Origin of the sequence: Arthrobacter sp. CC3 (genome assembly GCF_039907775.1) — a bacterium.
In the GTDB taxonomy this organism is placed as follows: domain Bacteria; phylum Actinomycetota; class Actinomycetes; order Actinomycetales; family Micrococcaceae; genus Arthrobacter.
The window spans coordinates 1-16,623 of sequence record NZ_JARCCY010000033.1 but is presented as its reverse complement, the minus strand read 5'-3'; the positions used below and the strand labels follow the sequence as shown (position 1 = coordinate 16,623).

General features: G+C 66.8%; 17 protein-coding genes and 1 pseudogene. 11 read left to right on the top strand and 7 right to left on the bottom strand.

Annotation, left to right across the window (positions count from 1 at the left end; genetic code table 11):
• Positions 1 to 96: 96 nt before the first annotated feature.
• Together PV761_RS17655 and PV761_RS17650 are read left to right on the top strand one after the other, a co-directional pair.
• On the top strand, positions 97 to 702 hold the full coding sequence (locus tag PV761_RS17655) for a TetR/AcrR family transcriptional regulator (protein WP_028270033.1): 606 nt from the start codon (positions 97 to 99) through the stop codon (positions 700 to 702).
• 78 nt (positions 703 to 780) lie between these two features.
• A complete protein-coding gene (locus PV761_RS17650) occupies positions 781 to 1,623 on the top strand; it encodes a DUF427 domain-containing protein (RefSeq protein WP_347898711.1) in 843 nt (280 codons plus the stop codon).
• A gap of 47 nt (positions 1,624 to 1,670) precedes the next feature.
• On the opposite strand, the gene PV761_RS17645 is transcribed toward PV761_RS17650, so the two are convergent.
• Positions 1,671 to 2,078, bottom strand: coding sequence for a VOC family protein (locus tag PV761_RS17645; protein WP_347898709.1), 408 nt, complete (start codon positions 2,076 to 2,078; stop codon positions 1,671 to 1,673).
• Positions 2,079 to 2,250: 172 nt separating this feature from the next.
• Between PV761_RS17645 and PV761_RS17640 the strand changes: the two genes are divergently transcribed.
• Positions 2,251 to 3,378, top strand: a complete 1,128-nt coding sequence (locus PV761_RS17640) for a GTP-binding protein (protein WP_347898707.1) — start codon at positions 2,251 to 2,253, stop codon at positions 3,376 to 3,378.
• Positions 3,375 to 3,497 carry a type B 50S ribosomal protein L36 gene (gene ykgO, locus PV761_RS17635; protein ID WP_347898705.1) on the top strand — a complete coding sequence of 41 codons (123 nt, stop codon included), beginning with the start codon at positions 3,375 to 3,377 and terminating at the stop codon, positions 3,495 to 3,497. Before PV761_RS17640 ends, ykgO begins: the two co-directional genes overlap by 4 nt.
• Before the next feature lie 106 nt (positions 3,498 to 3,603).
• Here the strand turns inward: ykgO and paaZ are convergent, their stop codons facing one another.
• On the bottom strand, positions 3,604 to 5,715 hold the full coding sequence (gene paaZ / locus PV761_RS17630; protein WP_347898703.1) for a phenylacetic acid degradation bifunctional protein PaaZ: 2,112 nt from the start codon (positions 5,713 to 5,715) through the stop codon (positions 3,604 to 3,606).
• 149 nt (positions 5,716 to 5,864) lie between these two features.
• Between paaZ and PV761_RS17625 the strand changes: the two genes are divergently transcribed.
• Both PV761_RS17625 and PV761_RS17620 read left to right on the top strand, forming a co-directional pair.
• The gene (locus tag PV761_RS17625; RefSeq protein WP_028270028.1) at positions 5,865 to 6,299 is read left to right on the top strand and encodes a PaaI family thioesterase; all 435 of its coding nucleotides are present in this window, start codon (positions 5,865 to 5,867) and stop codon (positions 6,297 to 6,299) included.
• Between the two features lie 87 nt (positions 6,300 to 6,386).
• Positions 6,387 to 7,094, top strand: a complete 708-nt coding sequence (locus tag PV761_RS17620) for a DUF4397 domain-containing protein (RefSeq protein WP_028270027.1) — start codon at positions 6,387 to 6,389, stop codon at positions 7,092 to 7,094.
• A 113-nt stretch (positions 7,095 to 7,207) separates the two neighbouring features.
• Here the strand turns inward: PV761_RS17620 and PV761_RS17615 are convergent, their stop codons facing one another.
• Entirely contained in the window at positions 7,208 to 7,816 is a 609-nt protein-coding gene (locus PV761_RS17615; protein WP_347898700.1) for a ferritin, read from the bottom strand.
• A gap of 270 nt (positions 7,817 to 8,086) precedes the next feature.
• Here PV761_RS17615 and PV761_RS17610 point away from each other — a divergent pair, with 270 nt between their 5' ends.
• From PV761_RS17610 to PV761_RS17600, 3 genes are all read left to right on the top strand, one after another.
• The gene (locus tag PV761_RS17610; RefSeq protein ID WP_028270026.1) at positions 8,087 to 8,662 is read left to right on the top strand and encodes a sigma-70 family RNA polymerase sigma factor; all 576 of its coding nucleotides are present in this window, start codon (positions 8,087 to 8,089) and stop codon (positions 8,660 to 8,662) included.
• Positions 8,649 to 9,575, top strand: coding sequence for a hypothetical protein (locus PV761_RS17605; protein ID WP_347898698.1), 927 nt, complete (start codon positions 8,649 to 8,651; stop codon positions 9,573 to 9,575). Before PV761_RS17610 ends, PV761_RS17605 begins: the two co-directional genes overlap by 14 nt.
• 144 nt (positions 9,576 to 9,719) lie before the next feature.
• A complete protein-coding gene (locus PV761_RS17600) occupies positions 9,720 to 10,940 on the top strand; it encodes a globin domain-containing protein (protein WP_347898696.1) in 1,221 nt (406 codons plus the stop codon).
• Positions 10,941 to 10,954: 14 nt separating this feature from the next.
• On the opposite strand, the gene PV761_RS17595 is transcribed toward PV761_RS17600, so the two are convergent.
• Both PV761_RS17595 and PV761_RS17590 read right to left on the bottom strand, forming a co-directional pair.
• Positions 10,955 to 13,453, bottom strand: a complete 2,499-nt coding sequence (locus PV761_RS17595) for a trypsin-like serine protease (protein WP_347898694.1) — start codon at positions 13,451 to 13,453, stop codon at positions 10,955 to 10,957.
• A 19-nt stretch (positions 13,454 to 13,472) separates the two neighbouring features.
• Positions 13,473 to 14,187 (bottom strand): annotated as a pseudogene (locus tag PV761_RS17590) (tyrosine-protein phosphatase).
• Positions 14,188 to 14,382: 195 nt separating this feature from the next.
• Between PV761_RS17590 and PV761_RS17585 the strand changes: the two are divergent.
• Positions 14,383 to 15,276 carry an SGNH/GDSL hydrolase family protein gene (locus PV761_RS17585; RefSeq protein WP_347898692.1) on the top strand — a complete coding sequence of 298 codons (894 nt, stop codon included), beginning with the start codon at positions 14,383 to 14,385 and terminating at the stop codon, positions 15,274 to 15,276.
• Between the two features lie 47 nt (positions 15,277 to 15,323).
• Here the strand turns inward: PV761_RS17585 and PV761_RS17580 are convergent, their stop codons facing one another.
• Positions 15,324 to 15,932, bottom strand: a complete 609-nt coding sequence (locus PV761_RS17580; protein ID WP_347898690.1) for a GNAT family protein — start codon at positions 15,930 to 15,932, stop codon at positions 15,324 to 15,326.
• A 36-nt stretch (positions 15,933 to 15,968) separates the two neighbouring features.
• On the opposite strand from PV761_RS17580, the gene PV761_RS17575 reads away from it, so the two are divergent.
• On the top strand, positions 15,969 to 16,409 hold the full coding sequence (locus PV761_RS17575; protein WP_347898688.1) for an SRPBCC family protein: 441 nt from the start codon (positions 15,969 to 15,971) through the stop codon (positions 16,407 to 16,409).
• A 49-nt stretch (positions 16,410 to 16,458) separates the two neighbouring features.
• Here PV761_RS17575 and PV761_RS17570 read toward each other — a convergent pair.
• Positions 16,459 to 16,623 (bottom strand): 3-hydroxyacyl-CoA dehydrogenase family protein (locus PV761_RS17570; RefSeq protein ID WP_347898790.1); only part of this gene is annotated, 165 nt, incomplete at its 5' end.

Here is a 16,623-nt window from a genome sequence, read left to right as displayed (position 1 = left end):
AGCTTTCTAGCACCGGGGCACCGCGCAGGCAAGGCATTTCTGGTCCGTGACACTTATTGCGCCTAATAACCGAACGTTCATGAGAAAATAGCCGGTATGTCCACAACTGATGCACCCACCAAGCGCGGCCGCCCGGGATACGACCAGCAGTCGGTGCTGCAGATCGCCGTCGAGGTCTTCAACCGACACGGCTACGACGCCACGTCAATGGGCATCCTTGCCGAAAACCTTGGCATTTCCAAGTCGGCCATCTACCACCACGTACCGTCCAAGGGCGACCTCCTCAAGCTCGCCCTGGAGCAGGCACTCGGCGGCCTCGAGGCCATCCTGGAGCAGCCGCAGGCCCAGTCCGGGACGGCCGAAGCCCGGCTCGAGTTCGTACTCCGCGAAACCATCTCCGTGCTGGTGGAACGCCTTCCGTTCGTCACCCTGCTGCTGCGCCTGCGCGGCAACACGGACATCGAGCGCGACGCCATGGAACGCCGCCGCACCTTCGACCACAAGGTGGCGGCCCTGATCTCCGCCGCCCGCGATGAGGGTTCCCTCCGCGAGGACATCGATCCCCGCACGGTCACGCGACTCCTGTTCGGCACCATCAACTCGATCGTCGAATGGTACAAGCCGGGCGGCTCGCTGTCCCCGGAAAAGCTGGCCGACGACGTCATCACAATGGCTTTCAAAGGGCTCAACGCGGCACGCTAAGTCCGTTCTCCCCCATCTATGCCGGTGGGCCCCGGAGCAGTCATTGACGGCGGGATGCGTGGCGCCCACCCTGTAGTCATGGCCACGAAATTATCCGAAGTCCTCTTCGGGACGTTCCCGCATTTGCGGTACCAACCCACGCCCAAACGGGTCCGTGCCATGGTTAACGGGAACACCGTCGTCGACACTTTGTATGCGCTCCTGGTATGGGAACCCAAACGCGTTACCCCCATCTACGCCGTCCCCGAGGTGGACCTTCGAGCCGAACTGGCGCCGCCGTCGCGGCAGCGGGACGAGATCGCGGAGCACGGTTTCAGGCTCAGCGCGGACGGACCGCATGCCTTGGATCCGCGAACTGGTTTCGGCCGGCACACCGCGGACGGTGAGGAGTTCGACGTCGTGACTTCCGGAACGAGGCTGCCCCGCGTGGCCTTCCGGCCGGCCGACCCCGACCTCGCCGGACATGTGGTGCTGGATTTCAACGCCTTCGACTGGCTGGAGGACGACGAGGAGATCATCGGGCACCCCCGCGATCCGTTCCACCGCGTGGACATCCGGGCGTCGTCCCTCACCGTCGAGGTGAGGCTCGACGACGTCACGCTGGCCACCACGAACGCCGCCCACCTGCTGTACGAGACCATGCTTCCGGTGCGCTACTACATCCCGCCCGCGGACGTCCGGCTGGACATCATGGAGCCCAGCGCCAAGAAGACGGTGTGTCCGTACAAGGGAACTGCGAGTTACTGGACGTACCCGAACTCGGAAACCGGCCGAAACATCGCGTGGATGTACGACCAGCGGTTCCGTGACGCCGCCCAGATCCACGGGCTGGTGAGTTTCTTCAATGAGCGGGTGGATGTCACGGTGGACGGCGTCAGGCAGGAGCGGCCGGTCACGCCGTGGTCCGGGACGCCGACCTAAGGCGCCGGCATAAGAAGGGCGTCCCGCTGAGCCGGGACGCCGGTTAATTAGAGCTGGTAATCCGCCATCGTGCTGATGGTCTCGTGCACGCAGAGGATGTTGTGCTCAGAATCCATGAACCAGGCGCACTTCTCGGAATCCGTTGTACAAATGTGGTTCTCGGTCTTGAGGTCCGGCAGATCGTAATCCTGGAACGCGACGCCCTTGGCTTCCATTTCCCTGACGGTTCGTTCAATTTCGCTGACTTCGAAACTCAGGGTGGTGTGCTCTGAATGCTTGCCATCCTTGACAGGCATCAGCTGCAGCATCGGGCCGCCCTCCGAGCCAAACAATTCGCTTCCGTCATCTGCCACGCCCCGGTGCGGGAGCCCCAAAGTGTCGGCATAGAAATGCCGGGCACGCTCTACATCATCGACGGGCAGGACTGTTGTGGCTTTGTTGAGTACTAGGGTCATTTCGCCACCTCCTACGCAGAAAATTCTACGCCGGAGCAGCTCAGAAAGAACCGACCAAACCCTCTCCCACCTCCCGCCGGAAAAACCCCAACCCTCTCCCACTTCCCGACGCAGCAGCACCCCGAAACCATTCGGTTTGTAAATGAGAATGATTCTCATATAGTCTCGAAGCATGAATGTGACAGTGGTAAGTTCCTTGGACGCCTTCAGCCGGCAGCAGGCGTGCGCCGCCCTGGCTGCGGATACGCCGGGTGCCCTGATCGTCTTCCATGACCTGCTCGAAGACGGGCTCGTGGTCCGGAGAATCTTCAGAGACGGCAACCGACTCGAGCAGGCGGAATCCCGGCTCGAACACGGCTGCCTCAGCTGCACGGTCCGGCTGGATGTGGTGCCGACCGTACGCCGGCTATCGACACCAACTACGCCCATTATTCTGGGCCTGCCTGCCGCAGTGACGTCCATGACGGCGGTGCACGCACTCCTGAGGGGGCTCGGCGCGTCAGTCACGATCGATGCAGTGGTGCTGGCCTGTGCTCCCGATGCGGTGGAGGACCAGCTCTGGGACCATCACACCGTATTCGAGTCCGGCTACACTCCCGTTCCGGACGATGACCGCACCCCCGGCGAATTCATCATCGGAGAACTCGCCTTCAGCGATACAGTCCTACTGGCCGATCCTGCCCTGGTACCGGTCGATCCGGCGACGCGGGCCCGCGGAGTCCAGCTCATCAACGAGGTGGCTCCCCACATCGCAGTGACTGACCACGCGGGCGATGTACGGCCAGGGCGGCATAACCTTGCTGAGGCCACGGCGCGGACCGCAGCAGGCTCCGTACGGATCCCGGCGGAATCCTCCTCGCCGTTCTTCACCGTGGTGCAGCGGATTGCGCGGCCCCTTCACCCGGAGCGCTTTCGCTTGGCTCTGACCGCCCTGGCTGAGGGATCCTGCTGGCTGCGCGGGCGGCTCTGGGTGGCCTCGGCGCCTGAGTGCAGGATTGCCATCCAGGGAATAGGCCCCCGCATATGGCTGGAAAACACCGGTCCCTGGCAGGCTGACCGGGACTCCCTGCCCTTCGCTATCGCCACAAACCCTGACGCCATGCTGGATTGGCATCCCGAATTCGGCGACCGCGGGACAGTCCTGGCCGTCACTGGCGACGACATCGACCCCGCTGAAATAGCTGCCCTGCTGACGGCCTGCGAGCTGTCCGAGGCGGAAATGAACGACGACGCGGCGCTTTTCCCCGATCCATTTGGCCTTAACCACCCCACCGAATCAACACCAAGGAGCACATCATGAAGGTACGAAACTCCCTGCGGGCACTGAAAAAGATCCCGGGATCCCAGATCGTTCGCCGCCGGGGCCGCACTTTCGTCATCAACAAGAAGAACCCCCGCATGAAGGCCCGCCAAGGCTGACCTTTTACCCGACACCACAACGCTCCCTCACCGGCCGTGGTGAGGGAGCGTTGGGGTAAAGCCCGCCAAAAGTGAGAGGGCGTTGGGGGGCTGCTTTGTGTCCGGGTTACTTCTCGACGAGGGTGAGGACGTCGTAGGTGGCCACGATCTCGTCGTTTTGGTTGGTGAGCACCGCGTCCCAGGCCACCTCGCCGTACTCGTCGGTCTCGCGCGGGGTGATCTTCTTGGCCGTCAGCGTGACGCGGATGGAATCGCCTGCAGCCACCGGGGTGATGAAGCGCAGGTTCTCCAGGCCGTAGTTTGCCAGCACCGGTCCCGGAGCAGGCTCAACGAACAGCCCTGCGCCCCAGGCCAGCAGCAGGTACCCGTGCGCCACGATGCCGGGGAAGAACGGGTTGGCCTCCGCGGCCTCCTGGTTGGTGTGGGCGTAGAAGGTGTCGCCGGTGGAGTTGGCGAACTTGGTGATCTCGTCGAGGGTGACTTCACGGAGATCGGAGCGGACAGCGTCGCCGATGTGGAGGGTTTCCAACGACTTCCGGAACGGGTGCTGGCCTTCGGTCTCCAGCGTGAAGTTCCGGTCCGCGCCGGTGTGCCAGAGCCCCGTGACGGCGGTGAGCATGTTGGGCGAGCCCTGGATGGCGGTGCGCTGCATGTGGTGCATCACCGAGCGGATGCCGCCGAGCTCTTCGCCGCCGCCAGCCCGGCCGGGACCGCCGTGGACCAGGTGCGGCACCGGTGACCCATGGCCGGTGGAGCTGCGGGCGTCCTCGCGGTTGAGCATCAGGACGCGGCCGTGGTGGGCGGCGATCCCGGTGACCAGTTCACGGGCAACCTCGGGATCGTTGGTGCACACCGAAGCCACGAGGGAGCCGCCGCCGCGGGCGGCAAGGCGCACGGCGTCGGCCAGGTCGGTGTAGCCGATCACCGAAGAAACAGGACCAAAGGCCTCCAGCGAGTGGACTTCCTCGGCTTCGGCGTCTGCCCAGCTGAGCAGCACCGGGGACATAAAGGCACCGCCTTCGACGACGGCCACTCCGCCGTCCGCTTTGGTCACCTTGGGCGAATCGAGCGTGCCGTACGCGAGCTCACCGCCGGCGTCGAGCATTGACTGGACAGCGGCCCGGACGTCGGCCAGCTGCTCCAGGGACGCGAGCGCACCCATGGTGACACCCTCGGCACGGGGATCACCCAGCACCACGCGCTCCTCGATGCGGGCACCCACGGCGGCAACGACGTCGGACACCAGCTCCCGGGGCACAATGGTGCGGCGGATGGACGTGCACTTCTGGCCCGCTTTGACGGTCATTTCGGTGACCACGGACTTGATGAAGGCATCGAACTCCGGCGTGCCCTTGACCGCATCCGGGCCCAGGATGGCGGCGTTGAGCGAGTCGGTCTCCGAGGTGAAGCGGACGCCGCCCTTCACCACGTTCGGGTGCGACTTCAGCGAATTGGCGGTGGAGGCGGACCCGGTGAAGGCAACGAGGTCGCGGTAGTCAAGGTGGTCCAGGAGCGTGCGGGCCGATCCGGAGATGAGCTGCAGCGAGCCCTTCGGCAGGATGTTGGACTCCACAATGGCCTTGACCACGGCCGCAGCAACGTAGCCCGTGGGAGTTGCCGGCTTGACGATGGTGGGAACGCCGGCGATGAACGCCGGCGCAAACTTCTCCAGCATGCCCCACACCGGGAAGTTGAAGGCGTTGATCTGGACGGCGACACCCGGGATGCGGGTGAAGATGTGCTCGCCGGCGAAGGAGCCGTCCCGGGACAGCACCTCCATGGGGCCGTCCACCACCACCTGCGAGTTGGGCAGCTCGCGGCGGCCCTTGGAGCTGAAGGTGAACAGCACGCCGATGCCGCCGTCGATGTCCACCATTGAGTCGATCTTGGTGGCGCCAGTCTGGGCGGACAGCTCATAGAAGTGCTCACGGCGGGCATTCAGGTACTGGGCCAGCTCCTTGAGCTTCAGGGCGCGCTGGTGGAAAGTCAGCGTGCCGAGTTCCGTCTGTCCGGTGGTGCGTCCGTAATCCACGACGTCGGCAAGGTCCAGTCCCTCGGTGCTCACCTTGGCGAGGAGCTCGCCGGTGCTGGCGTCCAGGACGGGAACGGCGGAAGCCGCGGCGGCGGCGTCGGGCGTCCACCAGGAGTCCCGGACGAAACTGGGGACGGTCTCCACAGTGTCCAGTGAGGATTTCGGAGCAGTTGCAGTGGTGGTCATCGTTGACGGGTCCTTCCAGCGGGGGCAAGATCATCACGGCCAGTGCATTACTGACCGTCCGTTCGGTAATATGTCTACAGTACATGAATGTGCCGTGCTGCACACTAGCCTGTTGCACACTGGGAAGACCTACGAAAGAGAAGTGGCCCATGCAGCCCGAAACCGGCAGCGCCGAACTGTGGAAAATCACGCTCGGCGAACTCGACGAGAAGATGGGCGTGAAAATCGTCGAGGAATCCGTGGAGCGCGTCGTTGCCACAATGCCCGTCGAAGGCAACCGGCAGTCGTTCGGACTGCTGCACGGCGGCGCCTCACTGGCCGTGGGCGAGGCCGTGGGGTCCTGGGCCGCCGTCATCCACGCCAGCACCCTGGGCAAGACCGCCGTAGGGGTGGACGTGTCCGCCACGCACCACAAATCAGCGCGCGAAGGCCAGATCACCATCACGGCCACGCCCATCCACCTGGGCGGAACGCTGACCACGCACGAGGTCCTGCTCACCAACGAGGCCGGCCAGCGGCTGTGCACCCTCCGGATCACCAACCTGCTGATGGACCGGAAAGGCCGCGCGGAAAAAACTTCATGACTTTGCATCCAAAGAGGGGCTCCCGCCGGTAGTAAGGGCGTAAGCACAAACACAGCCCGTACCGGGCGTCCCTCTGAGGAGTTTGAAATGCGCAAAACAACCTACGCCGCCGGAGCACTGTCGCTCCTGGCAGCACTGACCTTCGCGACCCCCGCCCAGGCCGGCGGCTGGAACCACGACGATGCCCCCGCGAAGCTCTCGGTCCTGCACGGCGTGCCCGGCCTGACCGTGGACGTGTGGGTGGACGGGAACCTCACCCTGGACGACTTCACTCCGGGAACCCTCGCGGGCCCGCTGGAGCTCGCGGCCGGCGATTACGAAATCGCCGTCACCGCCTCGGACGCCACCAGCGCCGACAACCCGGTGATCGGGCCGGTGGACGTTGAACTGGACAGCGGCGGCAACTACACCGCGGTGGCCCACCTCGATGCCGACGGCGCCCCCACGGCCACGCTGTTCACCAACGACACGAAGGCTCCCCGCAACGACAACAAGGGCAAACTGACGGTGAGGCACGTAGCCGCGGCTCCCGCCGTCGACGTCCTGGCCGGCGGAACGGCAGTGATCGAGGAACTCAGCAACCCCGACGAGGCAACCCTGAAGCTCGAGGCCGGGACCGTTTCCGCGTCGGTTGCCGCGGCCGGGACCACCGACCCGGTGATCGGGCCGGCTGACGTGACCGTCGAGGCCGGCAAGAACACGATCGTCTACGCCTGGGGCAGCCTGGCCGACGGCACCCTGGACGTGGCCGTCCAGGTGATCGACTCCGAGGACCGTGGCTGCGGCCGCGACTGACGCGGCCTCCGGGAACGACGTGCACGGGGACGACGTGCGCAGGAACGACGTGCACCATCACTAATATCCATCACCGGTGGGGCCGCCTGGACGGGCGGCCCCACCGGCGTGCTTTAGAGCGCTCCGCCCGCCGCTTCCGGCGTGCCGGAGTCGTGGCCTCCACCGCCGTGCCCGCCGCCGTGCCCGTGCTGGCCGCCGCCCCCGCCATGCCCGCCGCCGTGTCCGCCGCCACCGCCGGCGTCGCCCACCCGCTCACGGGCCAGGAACATCTCGACGTCGAACAGGTTGTCCGCCCGGCGGGCCACGTTCAGGAGCGTGGACATGGATGCGACCTCTTCCACCTGCTCCTTGAGGAACCAGAGCATGAACTGTTCGCCCAGGGGGTCGTTTTCGGCCCGGGCCGCAGCGAAGAGTTCCTTGATGCGGTCCGTGACTTCAATTTCCTGGGCCAGGGCAAGGACCAGGGGTTCCTCGGCCGAGGTGAAATCATTCCGGACCGGTTCGACCCCCGGAATCGAAATTTTGATGCCGCGGTCCAGGATGTACCGGACCATCATCATCGCGTGGTTCCGTTCCTCGAGCGACTGCCGGTAGAAGTGCTTGGCAAGCCTAGGCAGGTCCTGCCCGTCAAACCAGGCCGCGATGGCGATGTACTGCTGGGATGCCGCGAACTCGTTGCCCACCTGTTTGGCGAGCAAGTTGTTGAATGTTGTGGTGCTCATGGGGCTCTCCTGGAATCGGGGTTCAGGGCTGAGGACCTGCGGCACGGAGGCTCTGCTGGGCCCGGGGTTGCCGGAGGGCCTTCTTTGAGCTTGCTCCGCTGCCGCTGCGATGGTCAAGACCCTGCGCGTTGGCGGGACCTCAGGCGGGACCTCAGGCGGAGCTCCTGGCGCAGCTCCGGGCGGGGCCGCTGCCCGGCTCTCTGACGGACCGTCAGCGGGCACGGCATAATGTGGTTCCACAGGTCTCACTGCCGCTCGAAGGAGCCATCCATGACGCCTGCCGGCCCGCATGATTGGGACGCTGCTCTCGATCATGCGTTCGCGTCCGGCCAGGAAGCGGCCCTCGCCGAGGCCTACCGGCGGCTGAGTCCGCTGGTGTTCACCCTGGCGCTGAGGTCGCTGGGGGAACGCTCAGCAGCCGACGACGTCACGCAGGAAGTCTTTATCCGCGCCTGGAAATCGCGGACCAGTTACCGGCCGGAAGCCGCCCGCCTGCCCGCCTGGCTGGTGGGGATCACGCGCAACGCGATTTCCGATGCACTGTCCGCGCGGATGCGCCGGCAAGAACTGGAACACGCTGCCGGACAGTTCGTCGGTGATGACCGGGTGGCCGGCCCGCCCGCAGCTGACGTGGAGGCCGTGGCGGACCGCATAACCTTGGAGGAAGAGCTGGACCGGTTGGGCGATCCACAGAAGGCGATCATGAAGCTGGCGTTCTACGAGGACCTCACGCACGATCAGATTTCGTCGCGCCTGCAACTGCCCCTCGGCACGGTCAAGAGCCACATCCGGCGCAGCCTCACGCGGATGCGGACCCGGCTGGAGGTGGGCCATGAAGCATCTTGACGATGAGCAGCTGAGCCTGATGGCCCTGGGCGAACCTGCCCTGACACCCGCCGAGGCCGACCACCTGGCGTTCTGCGGTGTATGTTCCGGCACCCTCGCGGCCCTGGAACGCACGGTCCGTGCCGCCACGGTGGATCCCGCGGCAGTGGAACTCGCCACGCCCGGTCCGCGCAACTGGGCAGCCATCCATCAGGCACTGGGCCTCTCCCCCGATCAGGCGGAGGACCCGCTGAGCCGTCACACCACCGCGGACAGCACCGCCGCGGACAGCACGACGGCGGCGGCCGGCTCGGCGACGCCTGTCACCCCTCCGACGCCGCTCCGTCCGCGAGCAGAGGGCACGGCGGCAGGTTCGGGAGCGGCACGTTCCGGAGCGGCAGGTTCCGCAGGAGCTGTAGGTCCCACAGGATCAGGGTCCCCCAGGTCCCCCAGGACCGGCGCGGGTGCCCGGCGCTGGGTGGCGATGGCAGCCGCGGCAGGGATCGTGGTGGGCGCGGCCGCGGTGTGGGCGGGCTACAACGTGCTCGGCCAGGGCCCGCAGGCGGGTCCCTCCCCTTCGCCCACGGCGCCCCAGCCCGTGGTTATCGCCCAGGCTCCGCTGCAGCCGCTGGCGTCCTACACCTCGACCGGCAAGGCCCTGGTGGAAAAGCTTCCGGACGGCTCGCGCCAGCTGGTGGTCCAGCTGTCCGACGGACAAATCAGCGGGTTCCGGGAGGTCTGGGTGATTTCGCCGGACCTGTCCAAGCTCGTCAGCCTCGGCGTACTGGACGGTGAGCCCGGCGTTTTCGCCCTCCCCGCGGGACTCGACCTGGCGGACTACCCCATCGTGGATGTATCCAACGAGCCGTTCGACGGCAACCCGGCGCATTCTTCGGACAGCATCGCCCGGGGTGAGCTGACCGCGGAAAACTGAGCCGCCCGCCGTCGTGCTGTACACCCGTTTTCCCATGCAATGAAGGGCCGATCGGCCCGGAAGTGGAACGGCCCCGACTGCTACGTTTGCTGTGCCGAGCGACGAAACACCGCCTGCAACCGGCAAGACCGGAAGGGATCAACCATGCTCTCAGACACTGCATCTCCCGTCATCAAGGCAACGCTGCCTGTAGTTGGCGAGCACATCGAGGAGATTGCCAAGCGGTTCTACAAGCACATGTTCGAGGCACGTCCGGACCTCCAGGACGGCCTCTTCAACCGGGGGAACCAGGCGGACGGCCGGCAGCAGCAGGCCTTGGCGGGGTCCATTGCCGCGTTCGCCGGGTTCCTGGTGGACAAACCCGATCAGCTGCCGGATCACCTGCTGTCCCGGATCGCGCACAAACACGTCTCGCTTGGCCTGAGCCCGGACCAGTACCAGGTGGTCCACGACCATCTGATGTGGTCCATTGTGGACGTGCTTGGCGATGCCGTGACACCCGACGTTGCAGCAGCCTGGGACGAGGTCTACTGGCTCATGGCCAACATGCTCAACAACAAGGAACGCGGCCTCTACAACGCCGTGCACCTCTCACCCGAAACGATCTGGCGGACCTGGCGGGTAGTCCGGCGGATCCAGGAAACCGACGACGTGGTCACCTTCATCGTGGAACGAACCGACGAGCGGGACGTCAAGCCCTCCCTGCCGGGGCAGTACGTCACCATCAAGATGCTGATGCACGACGGCGTGCACCAGCCGAGGCAATACAGCCTCACCAAGGCCGACGACGGCCATCACCGGCAGTTCGCAGTAAAGCGGGTCCACGGACTCCCCACGCCCGACGGCGAGATGTCCAACCTGCTCCACAACGAAATCCACGAGGGTGACGAGGTGGTCCTCTCGGCTCCATTCGGTGACGTGGTCCTCGAATACACGGACCGGCCGGTGGTCCTGGCCAGCGCCGGCATCGGCATTACTCCGATGGCCGGCATGCTGTCCCATCTGGTGAAGTCCGGCTCCCAGCGTCAGGTCATGCTCCTCCACGCGGATGACATGCCGGCGTCGTTCCCGCTGCGGGCCCAGGTCACCGAGGACCTCGCCAAGCTGGCCGACGGGTCGTTGAACACCTGGTTCCTCGAACCGGGCGATGCACCGGCCGCACCGGGGTCCGAAAGTGCGCCGGCCTTCAAGGGGTTCATGGACGTCAATGCAGTGGAACTGCCGGACGACGCCGAATACTACCTGTGCGGCCCCCTCCCCTTCCTGAAGTCCGTCCGGAGTGCGCTGGTTGCCCGGGGCGTCCCGGCCAAGGACATCCAGTACGAAGTGTTCGGCCCGGATCTCTGGCTGGCCGACTTCCAATAGCCTGGAAGAGGACCTCAGCGGCGGGAGCGCCGCCTGGCAAAGACCAGCGCGGCACCGCCCAGCAGCAGGACGCCCGCGCCGACGGCGGCCGCAGTGAGCAGGCCGTCGGCTCCGGTGGCCGGCAGCTGACCCGACGCGCCCGCCGGGGTGATCGCCGCCGGAACAATGACCGGTGCCGGGTCAACCACGAAGGTGAGGTTCACCGGCGCCGAGGCCACGCCATCGACCGCCTGGCTGACCGTGAGCGTGTGGGTGCCGGCGGTAAGCCCGGCCGGAACCGGCGAGCTCCACGTGCCGTTCGCAGCGGTCTGCGCGGCTGCTGCGCCGTCCACGGTGACGGTCACCGTCGCGCCGTCCAGCGCTGAACCGGTGATCCGCCGGGGAACCGCGTCGTGGGCGAAATGCTGGCCGTTCTGGATATTGGCAACCGACGGCGACGGCGGCACTACCGTGAAAGTCCGGGTTGCCGCCGGGCTGTCGGCGACGCCCCCTGCGGTCTGCACGGCCGTGACGGTGAACGCGCCGAACTTTGCGGGGCCGGTGACCGGCACGGTCCAGGCGCCGTCCGGCCCCACCACCGCCTGCCCGGTGGCGTCACCGGAGAGCACCACGCGGGCACCGGGGGTTCCGGTCCCTGCAATGCGCTCGAGTCCTGTGAGTGCGGCGGCTTCCCCGGGCATCGAAATGACGGGTGCCGGCAGCTCGGCCGGCAGTACTGTGACGTCGAACGAGCTGGCGCCGGAGTGGCTGAAGCCGTTGACGGTTTCCGCGGTGAATTGCAGCCGGCCTGCCGAGGAGGGCGCGGTGAACTGCCACTGCCCCGACCCATCCACAGGGACGTCCATCGGCGCCTGCCCGGGCATGGTGATGCGCACCTTCGAGCCGGCCGCAACGGCAGAGGCGGGGGCCGCCGCGACCTGTCCGGTGATGGGCTGGCCGAGAGCCACACCGGCGCCGTCGGCCGGGCTTGTGAGTGAGGGTTTGTTGAGGAACAGCTGGAGCTGGACGCCGGGAAGCCGGGTCATGGCGTCCTCCAGCGTGGTGGCCACGGCGAAGTTGTTGATCGGCTGGCCGGCAACCACCTGGTCTCCCGCGGAGTGTGTGCCGACGGCGAAGTTGCCGCTGATCCAGGGCCCGCCGGAGTCGCCGCCGCTGGATTGCACGGACGTGGACAGGAACCCGCGGAAGGCCCGGAGGTCGGCCGGGTCCGGAGTGAACCCGCCCACGACGTAGATGCCCACCTCGTCCACCGTGCCGCAGGACCAGCCGGCGGTCCGGCCGGAGCGGCAGACCGCCTGCCCCGGGGACGGCGAGGCGGTTCCGATGATCTTCACGGCCGTGGATCCGGGATCCGTTGGTGCGTCCCAGCGGCTGGCTGCGGGCTGGACCTCGATGCCCGGCCGGATGCCTTCGATGACAGCGATGTCGGTGCCCACGTTTCCGGGGTTGGCTTCGTCGCCGGTGATCCAGGAGTTGCCCGGGCCTCCGAACTGGCTGAAGCCAAGGGTGCCCAGCAGACTGTTTGCGGGTGATGCCGGACGCTCCACGTTTGCGGTGGAAACGGTGCCGTCTTCGGTGCAGTGGCCCGCGGTGAGGACCAGCGGCTCCCCGTCCGGGCTGTAGGCCCCGTAGCCGGCGGAGCAGATCACGCCGGTGTTGAGGACGTAGCCCTGCCCGCCGAAGAAGTCCTCCTCGGGCGCAAGCGGAGCGCCCTGCTCAAGCCGGACGTTGGTGTAGCGCGCCACGAATTCCGACGGCGAGGGCGAAGCAGCTGAGGTTCCGGGCGCCACGGTGTTCGCTGGGGTGCCGCCGGCCTCAGGCTGGTTGGTGCCGCCGGTGCGGATCACAAAGCTGCCGTTGGCGTAGGCCACCGCCTGAAGGCCTTCGGCACCCACCTCGCGGACGTAGTCCTTGAACAGCTGGTCGGTGCTGGCTGCGACTCGTTCCGGGGCAGGCGGAGCAGACGGCGAGGGCGCGTCGGGCTGCGCCGGCGGAGCAGACGGCGCGGATCCCGCAGTCGTCGTGGCAGCAACCAGCACAAAATCGCCGGGTCCGGCCGCATTCAGCTCCGCCACCCGGGAGTCAAGCTCCGGGCCGCTGCCTTCCACCAGGATCCGGCCGTCTTTCAAGCTGATTCCCACATAGCCGGGCAACGCACGTAAGGAGGCAACGGCGTCGGCCGCGCGTTTGCCCTGTTCACCGGCCGCGTTGAACTGTTCCAGCGTCATTCCCAGGTCGCGGAGAACAGCCTCCGTCAGGCCGGCGTCGCTGATGGCCGGTGCGGAACCGCCCGGGGCGGGCGCTGCCGTGGCAGGCGCCGACGTCGAAACGGGCGCCGACGTAGCTGCTGGCGCCGACGTAGCTGCCGGCGCCGACACCGACGGATCGGGAACCGGCGCACCGGACTCCGCGACGGCAGGAACCGCCAGGAAGGTGGCGCCGAACACCAAAGAGGCCGTTGCAGCCAGTCCCAGGGCGCGGTTGAACGGATGCCGGCCGGAATGATGCGTCAAGGTGTCCCCCATAGTGTGTTTACGTCGTCACCCTGCTTGCCAGCCGAGACTGGATGGCAGCCAACTCGGCCGGGGTGATCCCGTGCCGCAACAGGTAGTTTCTGGTGTCCAGCGCCCGGACGAATTCCAGCGCTCCGCCGCCGCGCTTCGCCAGCAGGGGGCACCAAAGTGTCCTCGTCCAGGTAGCGCTCATGTTTGTGGGGCGGGCCGACCGCACGGTGGCGCTCATTGATGCCCCGCATGGCTGCCTGGTAGCCGGCCACGATCTCGTGGTCGCCGGCACCGGTGAGGTCCTGGAGCATGGCGGCGATCATTCCGCTGCGGTCCCGCCCGGCCGAGCAGTGGATCACCACACCGGCGGGGGCTGCTGCTACCGCTTTGAAGACGGCCACGAGTTTGTCCGGGAACAGCCGGGCGTTGGCCGCGTAGCAGGCCGGATCGTTCAGGTAGGGGAAGCATAATTCTTTGAACTCCGGGTGCTGCGGGTCCTCGGTGGGGGCGTGCACGACGTCGAACGCCGCCAGCACCTCGGCGCTCACCTCGGGGTCCGTGTCCCTCAGCCCTTGTTCCGAGGGGTTCCGGAGGTCAATCACGGTGCGGACGCCGTCGTCGTACGCCTGTTTCCAGCCTGACTCGGTGACCCATTCCCGGCGCCCCATCCGGAAAACGCCGCCGGAAATGCGCCAGGCATTCACGGCTCCGTCCCAGTTCACGGGCTGTCCAGGCTGTTCCATCCAGACAGCTAATCACAGACCCCCGACATCCGGCACGGGTAACGGCCGAAGATTGGAGTAGCCCCCGGCAATAAACAGGTATTCCGGCCCGTATCCGGTGGCCGGGCGGCGGCGTACCCTTGGGCGTACTTGCGGCCTGGCCGCGGCCCGTGGCTCCGCAGCCCCGGTGCACAGTTCAGAACAAAGGGGAAACTGATGAGTGACCGGATTTTACGACGGCGGCGCGCGGCATTCGCGGCCGGTTTGGCAACACTGGCACTGGCCACGGGGCTGGCGGTGCCGGCCGGGGCGGCCCCGGCCGGAGGACTTGATTACATCGCCGTCGGTGACTCCTACACTGCGGGGACCGGCGCCGGAGAAGCGGACAAACCGGATGATGCGACGTGCTGGCAGAGCACCCCCGGGTACGTTACCGACGTCGACAGAACAGGCCGGGTGTCCCTGGTGGTCAATGCCGCCTGCCACGGGGCACTCCTTTTTTCGGGCGATGACCCGCTCCAACAACAAATTAGCGTCCAGGCCCAGCTCACGGGCCTCATCGGCGCAGGGAAACTGAATCCGTCCACCGGAATCGTCACCATCACCGCCGGTGCCAACGACGCCGGAGTAAGCCAGGTGCTGGGCGCCTGCGCCGCCTACGGCATTGAAGTGTGCGCCAACGCCGTCTCGGCCTCCGAAGGCGGGATGGGTCAGGTGGGTGCGGTGCTCGCGAATGTCTACGGCCAGATCCACACGGTGGCTCCGTCCGCGAAGATCGCTGTCTTGGGCTACCCCAGGCTGTTCGAGCCGGCGGACGGGAATCCGTACTTCTCCGCGGACGAACAGCGTCTGATCAACCGGGCCACGGACAAACTCAATGCCGCAATCGCCACGGCAGTCTCCAGTGCCAATGCCTACGGGGCGAACGCGCAGTTTGTCGACGTCACAGCGAGGTTCGCCGGGCACGCCGTGAACTCGACCGCCCCGTGGATCGCGTACAACAGCGGGAATCCTCTGGCTGACTCCAACTTCCACCCGACGCCCACCGGGCACCGGGCCTATGCCACGGCCGTGATGAACGAGGTTAAGCCGGGCACCTTGGCGAGGTAGGGTCCGGACCGCGTGGGCCAAGGCTCCCCGATCCGGGCGCCCTGGCTCTAGCGCTGCTTGGCCAGCCTGAACTCCAGGCTGGCCCGGACCATCGGCCACTCGTGCTCCAGGATCGAGAACACCACGGTGTCCCGGAGCTGCCCGTCCGCGGTCCGCGTGTGGCTGCGGAGCACGCCGTCCTGCTTGGCTCCAAGCCGCGCAATCGCTTCGCGGGACTGGTGGTTAAGCCAGTGCGTCCGGAACTCGACGGCGGGGCAGCCCAGCGCTTCGAAGGCGTGCCGCAGGAGCAGGAGCTTGGAGTCCGGGTTGGTCCCGGTGCCGTGCGAAGAAGCCGCATTCCAGGTGGAGCCGATCTCCACGCGGGGAGTGGCGGCGTCGATATTCATGTACGTGGTCATCCCGATCACCCGGCCGGGACCACCGGTGGCCGGGTCGATCAGGCGCGTGGTGAACGGCAGCATGGACCCCTGCTCCTGGAGGCCCAGCCGGCGGTCGATCTCTGCAGCCATGCCCTGCGGCGTGGGCACGCTCGTGTACCAGAGCTTCCAGAGCTCACCGTCGCGGGCAGCGTCCACCAGGCCGTCGTGGTGCGCGTGGCTCAGCGGCTCGAGGACGACGTGCCGACCGGTCAGCGTGATGGGTTCGATGGAAGTCACCGCACCATCCTAGGGGGCACCGGCTAGGCTGTCGGCATGATCACAGTAGCCGGATCCGTCAGCTCTCCCCTCGGGGCAGAGGAAGCCTTCACCTACCTGTCAGCGTTCGAGAACACCGCCGAATGGGATCCCGGGACCCCTGTGGTGAAGAAGCTCTCCGAGGGCCCTGTTGCCGTAGGCCACCGGTACCACGCCGAAGCCGAATTCCGGGGTAAGCGGCAGACGCTCATCTATGAGGTGGTGGAGCTGAGCCGGAACCACATCAAGCTGCGGGGCGAAAACAAAACGGTGATTTCCGAGGACTGCATCGACGTCTCGCCCGACGGGACCGGCTCCACCGTGAAGTACACGGCGGAGTTCCAGCTCAAGGGCGCCCTCAGGATCATCGAACCGTTCATGAAGCCGGCGTTCATGTCACTCCGGGACCCGGCCCTGAACGGCCTGAAGTCCGCGCTCGACGCGCGGGCCGGGCGCTAGCCGGCCCACCGCCGTCGGGCGCTAGGCCGGCCAGTCCGCCCGTCGGACTCTAGGCCGGCCAGTCGAAGAAGCCCTTGCCGGTCTTCCGTCCGAGTTCGCCGCGCGCCACTTTGTCGCGCAGGATCTGCGGCGGCGCAAAGCGCTCCCCCAGGGTCGACTGCAGGTATTCCGCGATGCCCAGCCGGACGTCCAGGCCCACGATGTCCGTGGTCCG

What these genes read in the sequence shown, in the direction of transcription:
- PV761_RS17655 (WP_028270033.1), top strand. Translation starts at nt 97, where the DNA reads ATGTCCACAACTGATGCACCCACCAAGCGCGGCCGCCCGGGATACGAC.
- PV761_RS17650 (WP_347898711.1), top strand. Translation starts at nt 781, where the DNA reads ATGGCCACGAAATTATCCGAAGTCCTCTTCGGGACGTTCCCGCATTTG.
- PV761_RS17645 (WP_347898709.1), bottom strand. Translation starts at nt 2,078, where the DNA reads ATGACCCTAGTACTCAACAAAGCCACAACAGTCCTGCCCGTCGATGAT.
- PV761_RS17640 (WP_347898707.1), top strand. Translation starts at nt 2,251, where the DNA reads ATGAATGTGACAGTGGTAAGTTCCTTGGACGCCTTCAGCCGGCAGCAG.
- ykgO (WP_347898705.1), top strand. Translation starts at nt 3,375, where the DNA reads ATGAAGGTACGAAACTCCCTGCGGGCACTGAAAAAGATCCCGGGATCC.
- paaZ (WP_347898703.1), bottom strand. Translation starts at nt 5,715, where the DNA reads ATGACCACCACTGCAACTGCTCCGAAATCCTCACTGGACACTGTGGAG.
- PV761_RS17625 (WP_028270028.1), top strand. Translation starts at nt 5,865, where the DNA reads ATGCAGCCCGAAACCGGCAGCGCCGAACTGTGGAAAATCACGCTCGGC.
- PV761_RS17620 (WP_028270027.1), top strand. Translation starts at nt 6,387, where the DNA reads ATGCGCAAAACAACCTACGCCGCCGGAGCACTGTCGCTCCTGGCAGCA.
- PV761_RS17615 (WP_347898700.1), bottom strand. Translation starts at nt 7,816, where the DNA reads ATGAGCACCACAACATTCAACAACTTGCTCGCCAAACAGGTGGGCAAC.
- PV761_RS17610 (WP_028270026.1), top strand. Translation starts at nt 8,087, where the DNA reads ATGACGCCTGCCGGCCCGCATGATTGGGACGCTGCTCTCGATCATGCG.
- PV761_RS17605 (WP_347898698.1), top strand. Translation starts at nt 8,649, where the DNA reads ATGAAGCATCTTGACGATGAGCAGCTGAGCCTGATGGCCCTGGGCGAA.
- PV761_RS17600 (WP_347898696.1), top strand. Translation starts at nt 9,720, where the DNA reads ATGCTCTCAGACACTGCATCTCCCGTCATCAAGGCAACGCTGCCTGTA.
- PV761_RS17585 (WP_347898692.1), top strand. Translation starts at nt 14,383, where the DNA reads ATGAGTGACCGGATTTTACGACGGCGGCGCGCGGCATTCGCGGCCGGT.
- PV761_RS17575 (WP_347898688.1), top strand. Translation starts at nt 15,969, where the DNA reads ATGATCACAGTAGCCGGATCCGTCAGCTCTCCCCTCGGGGCAGAGGAA.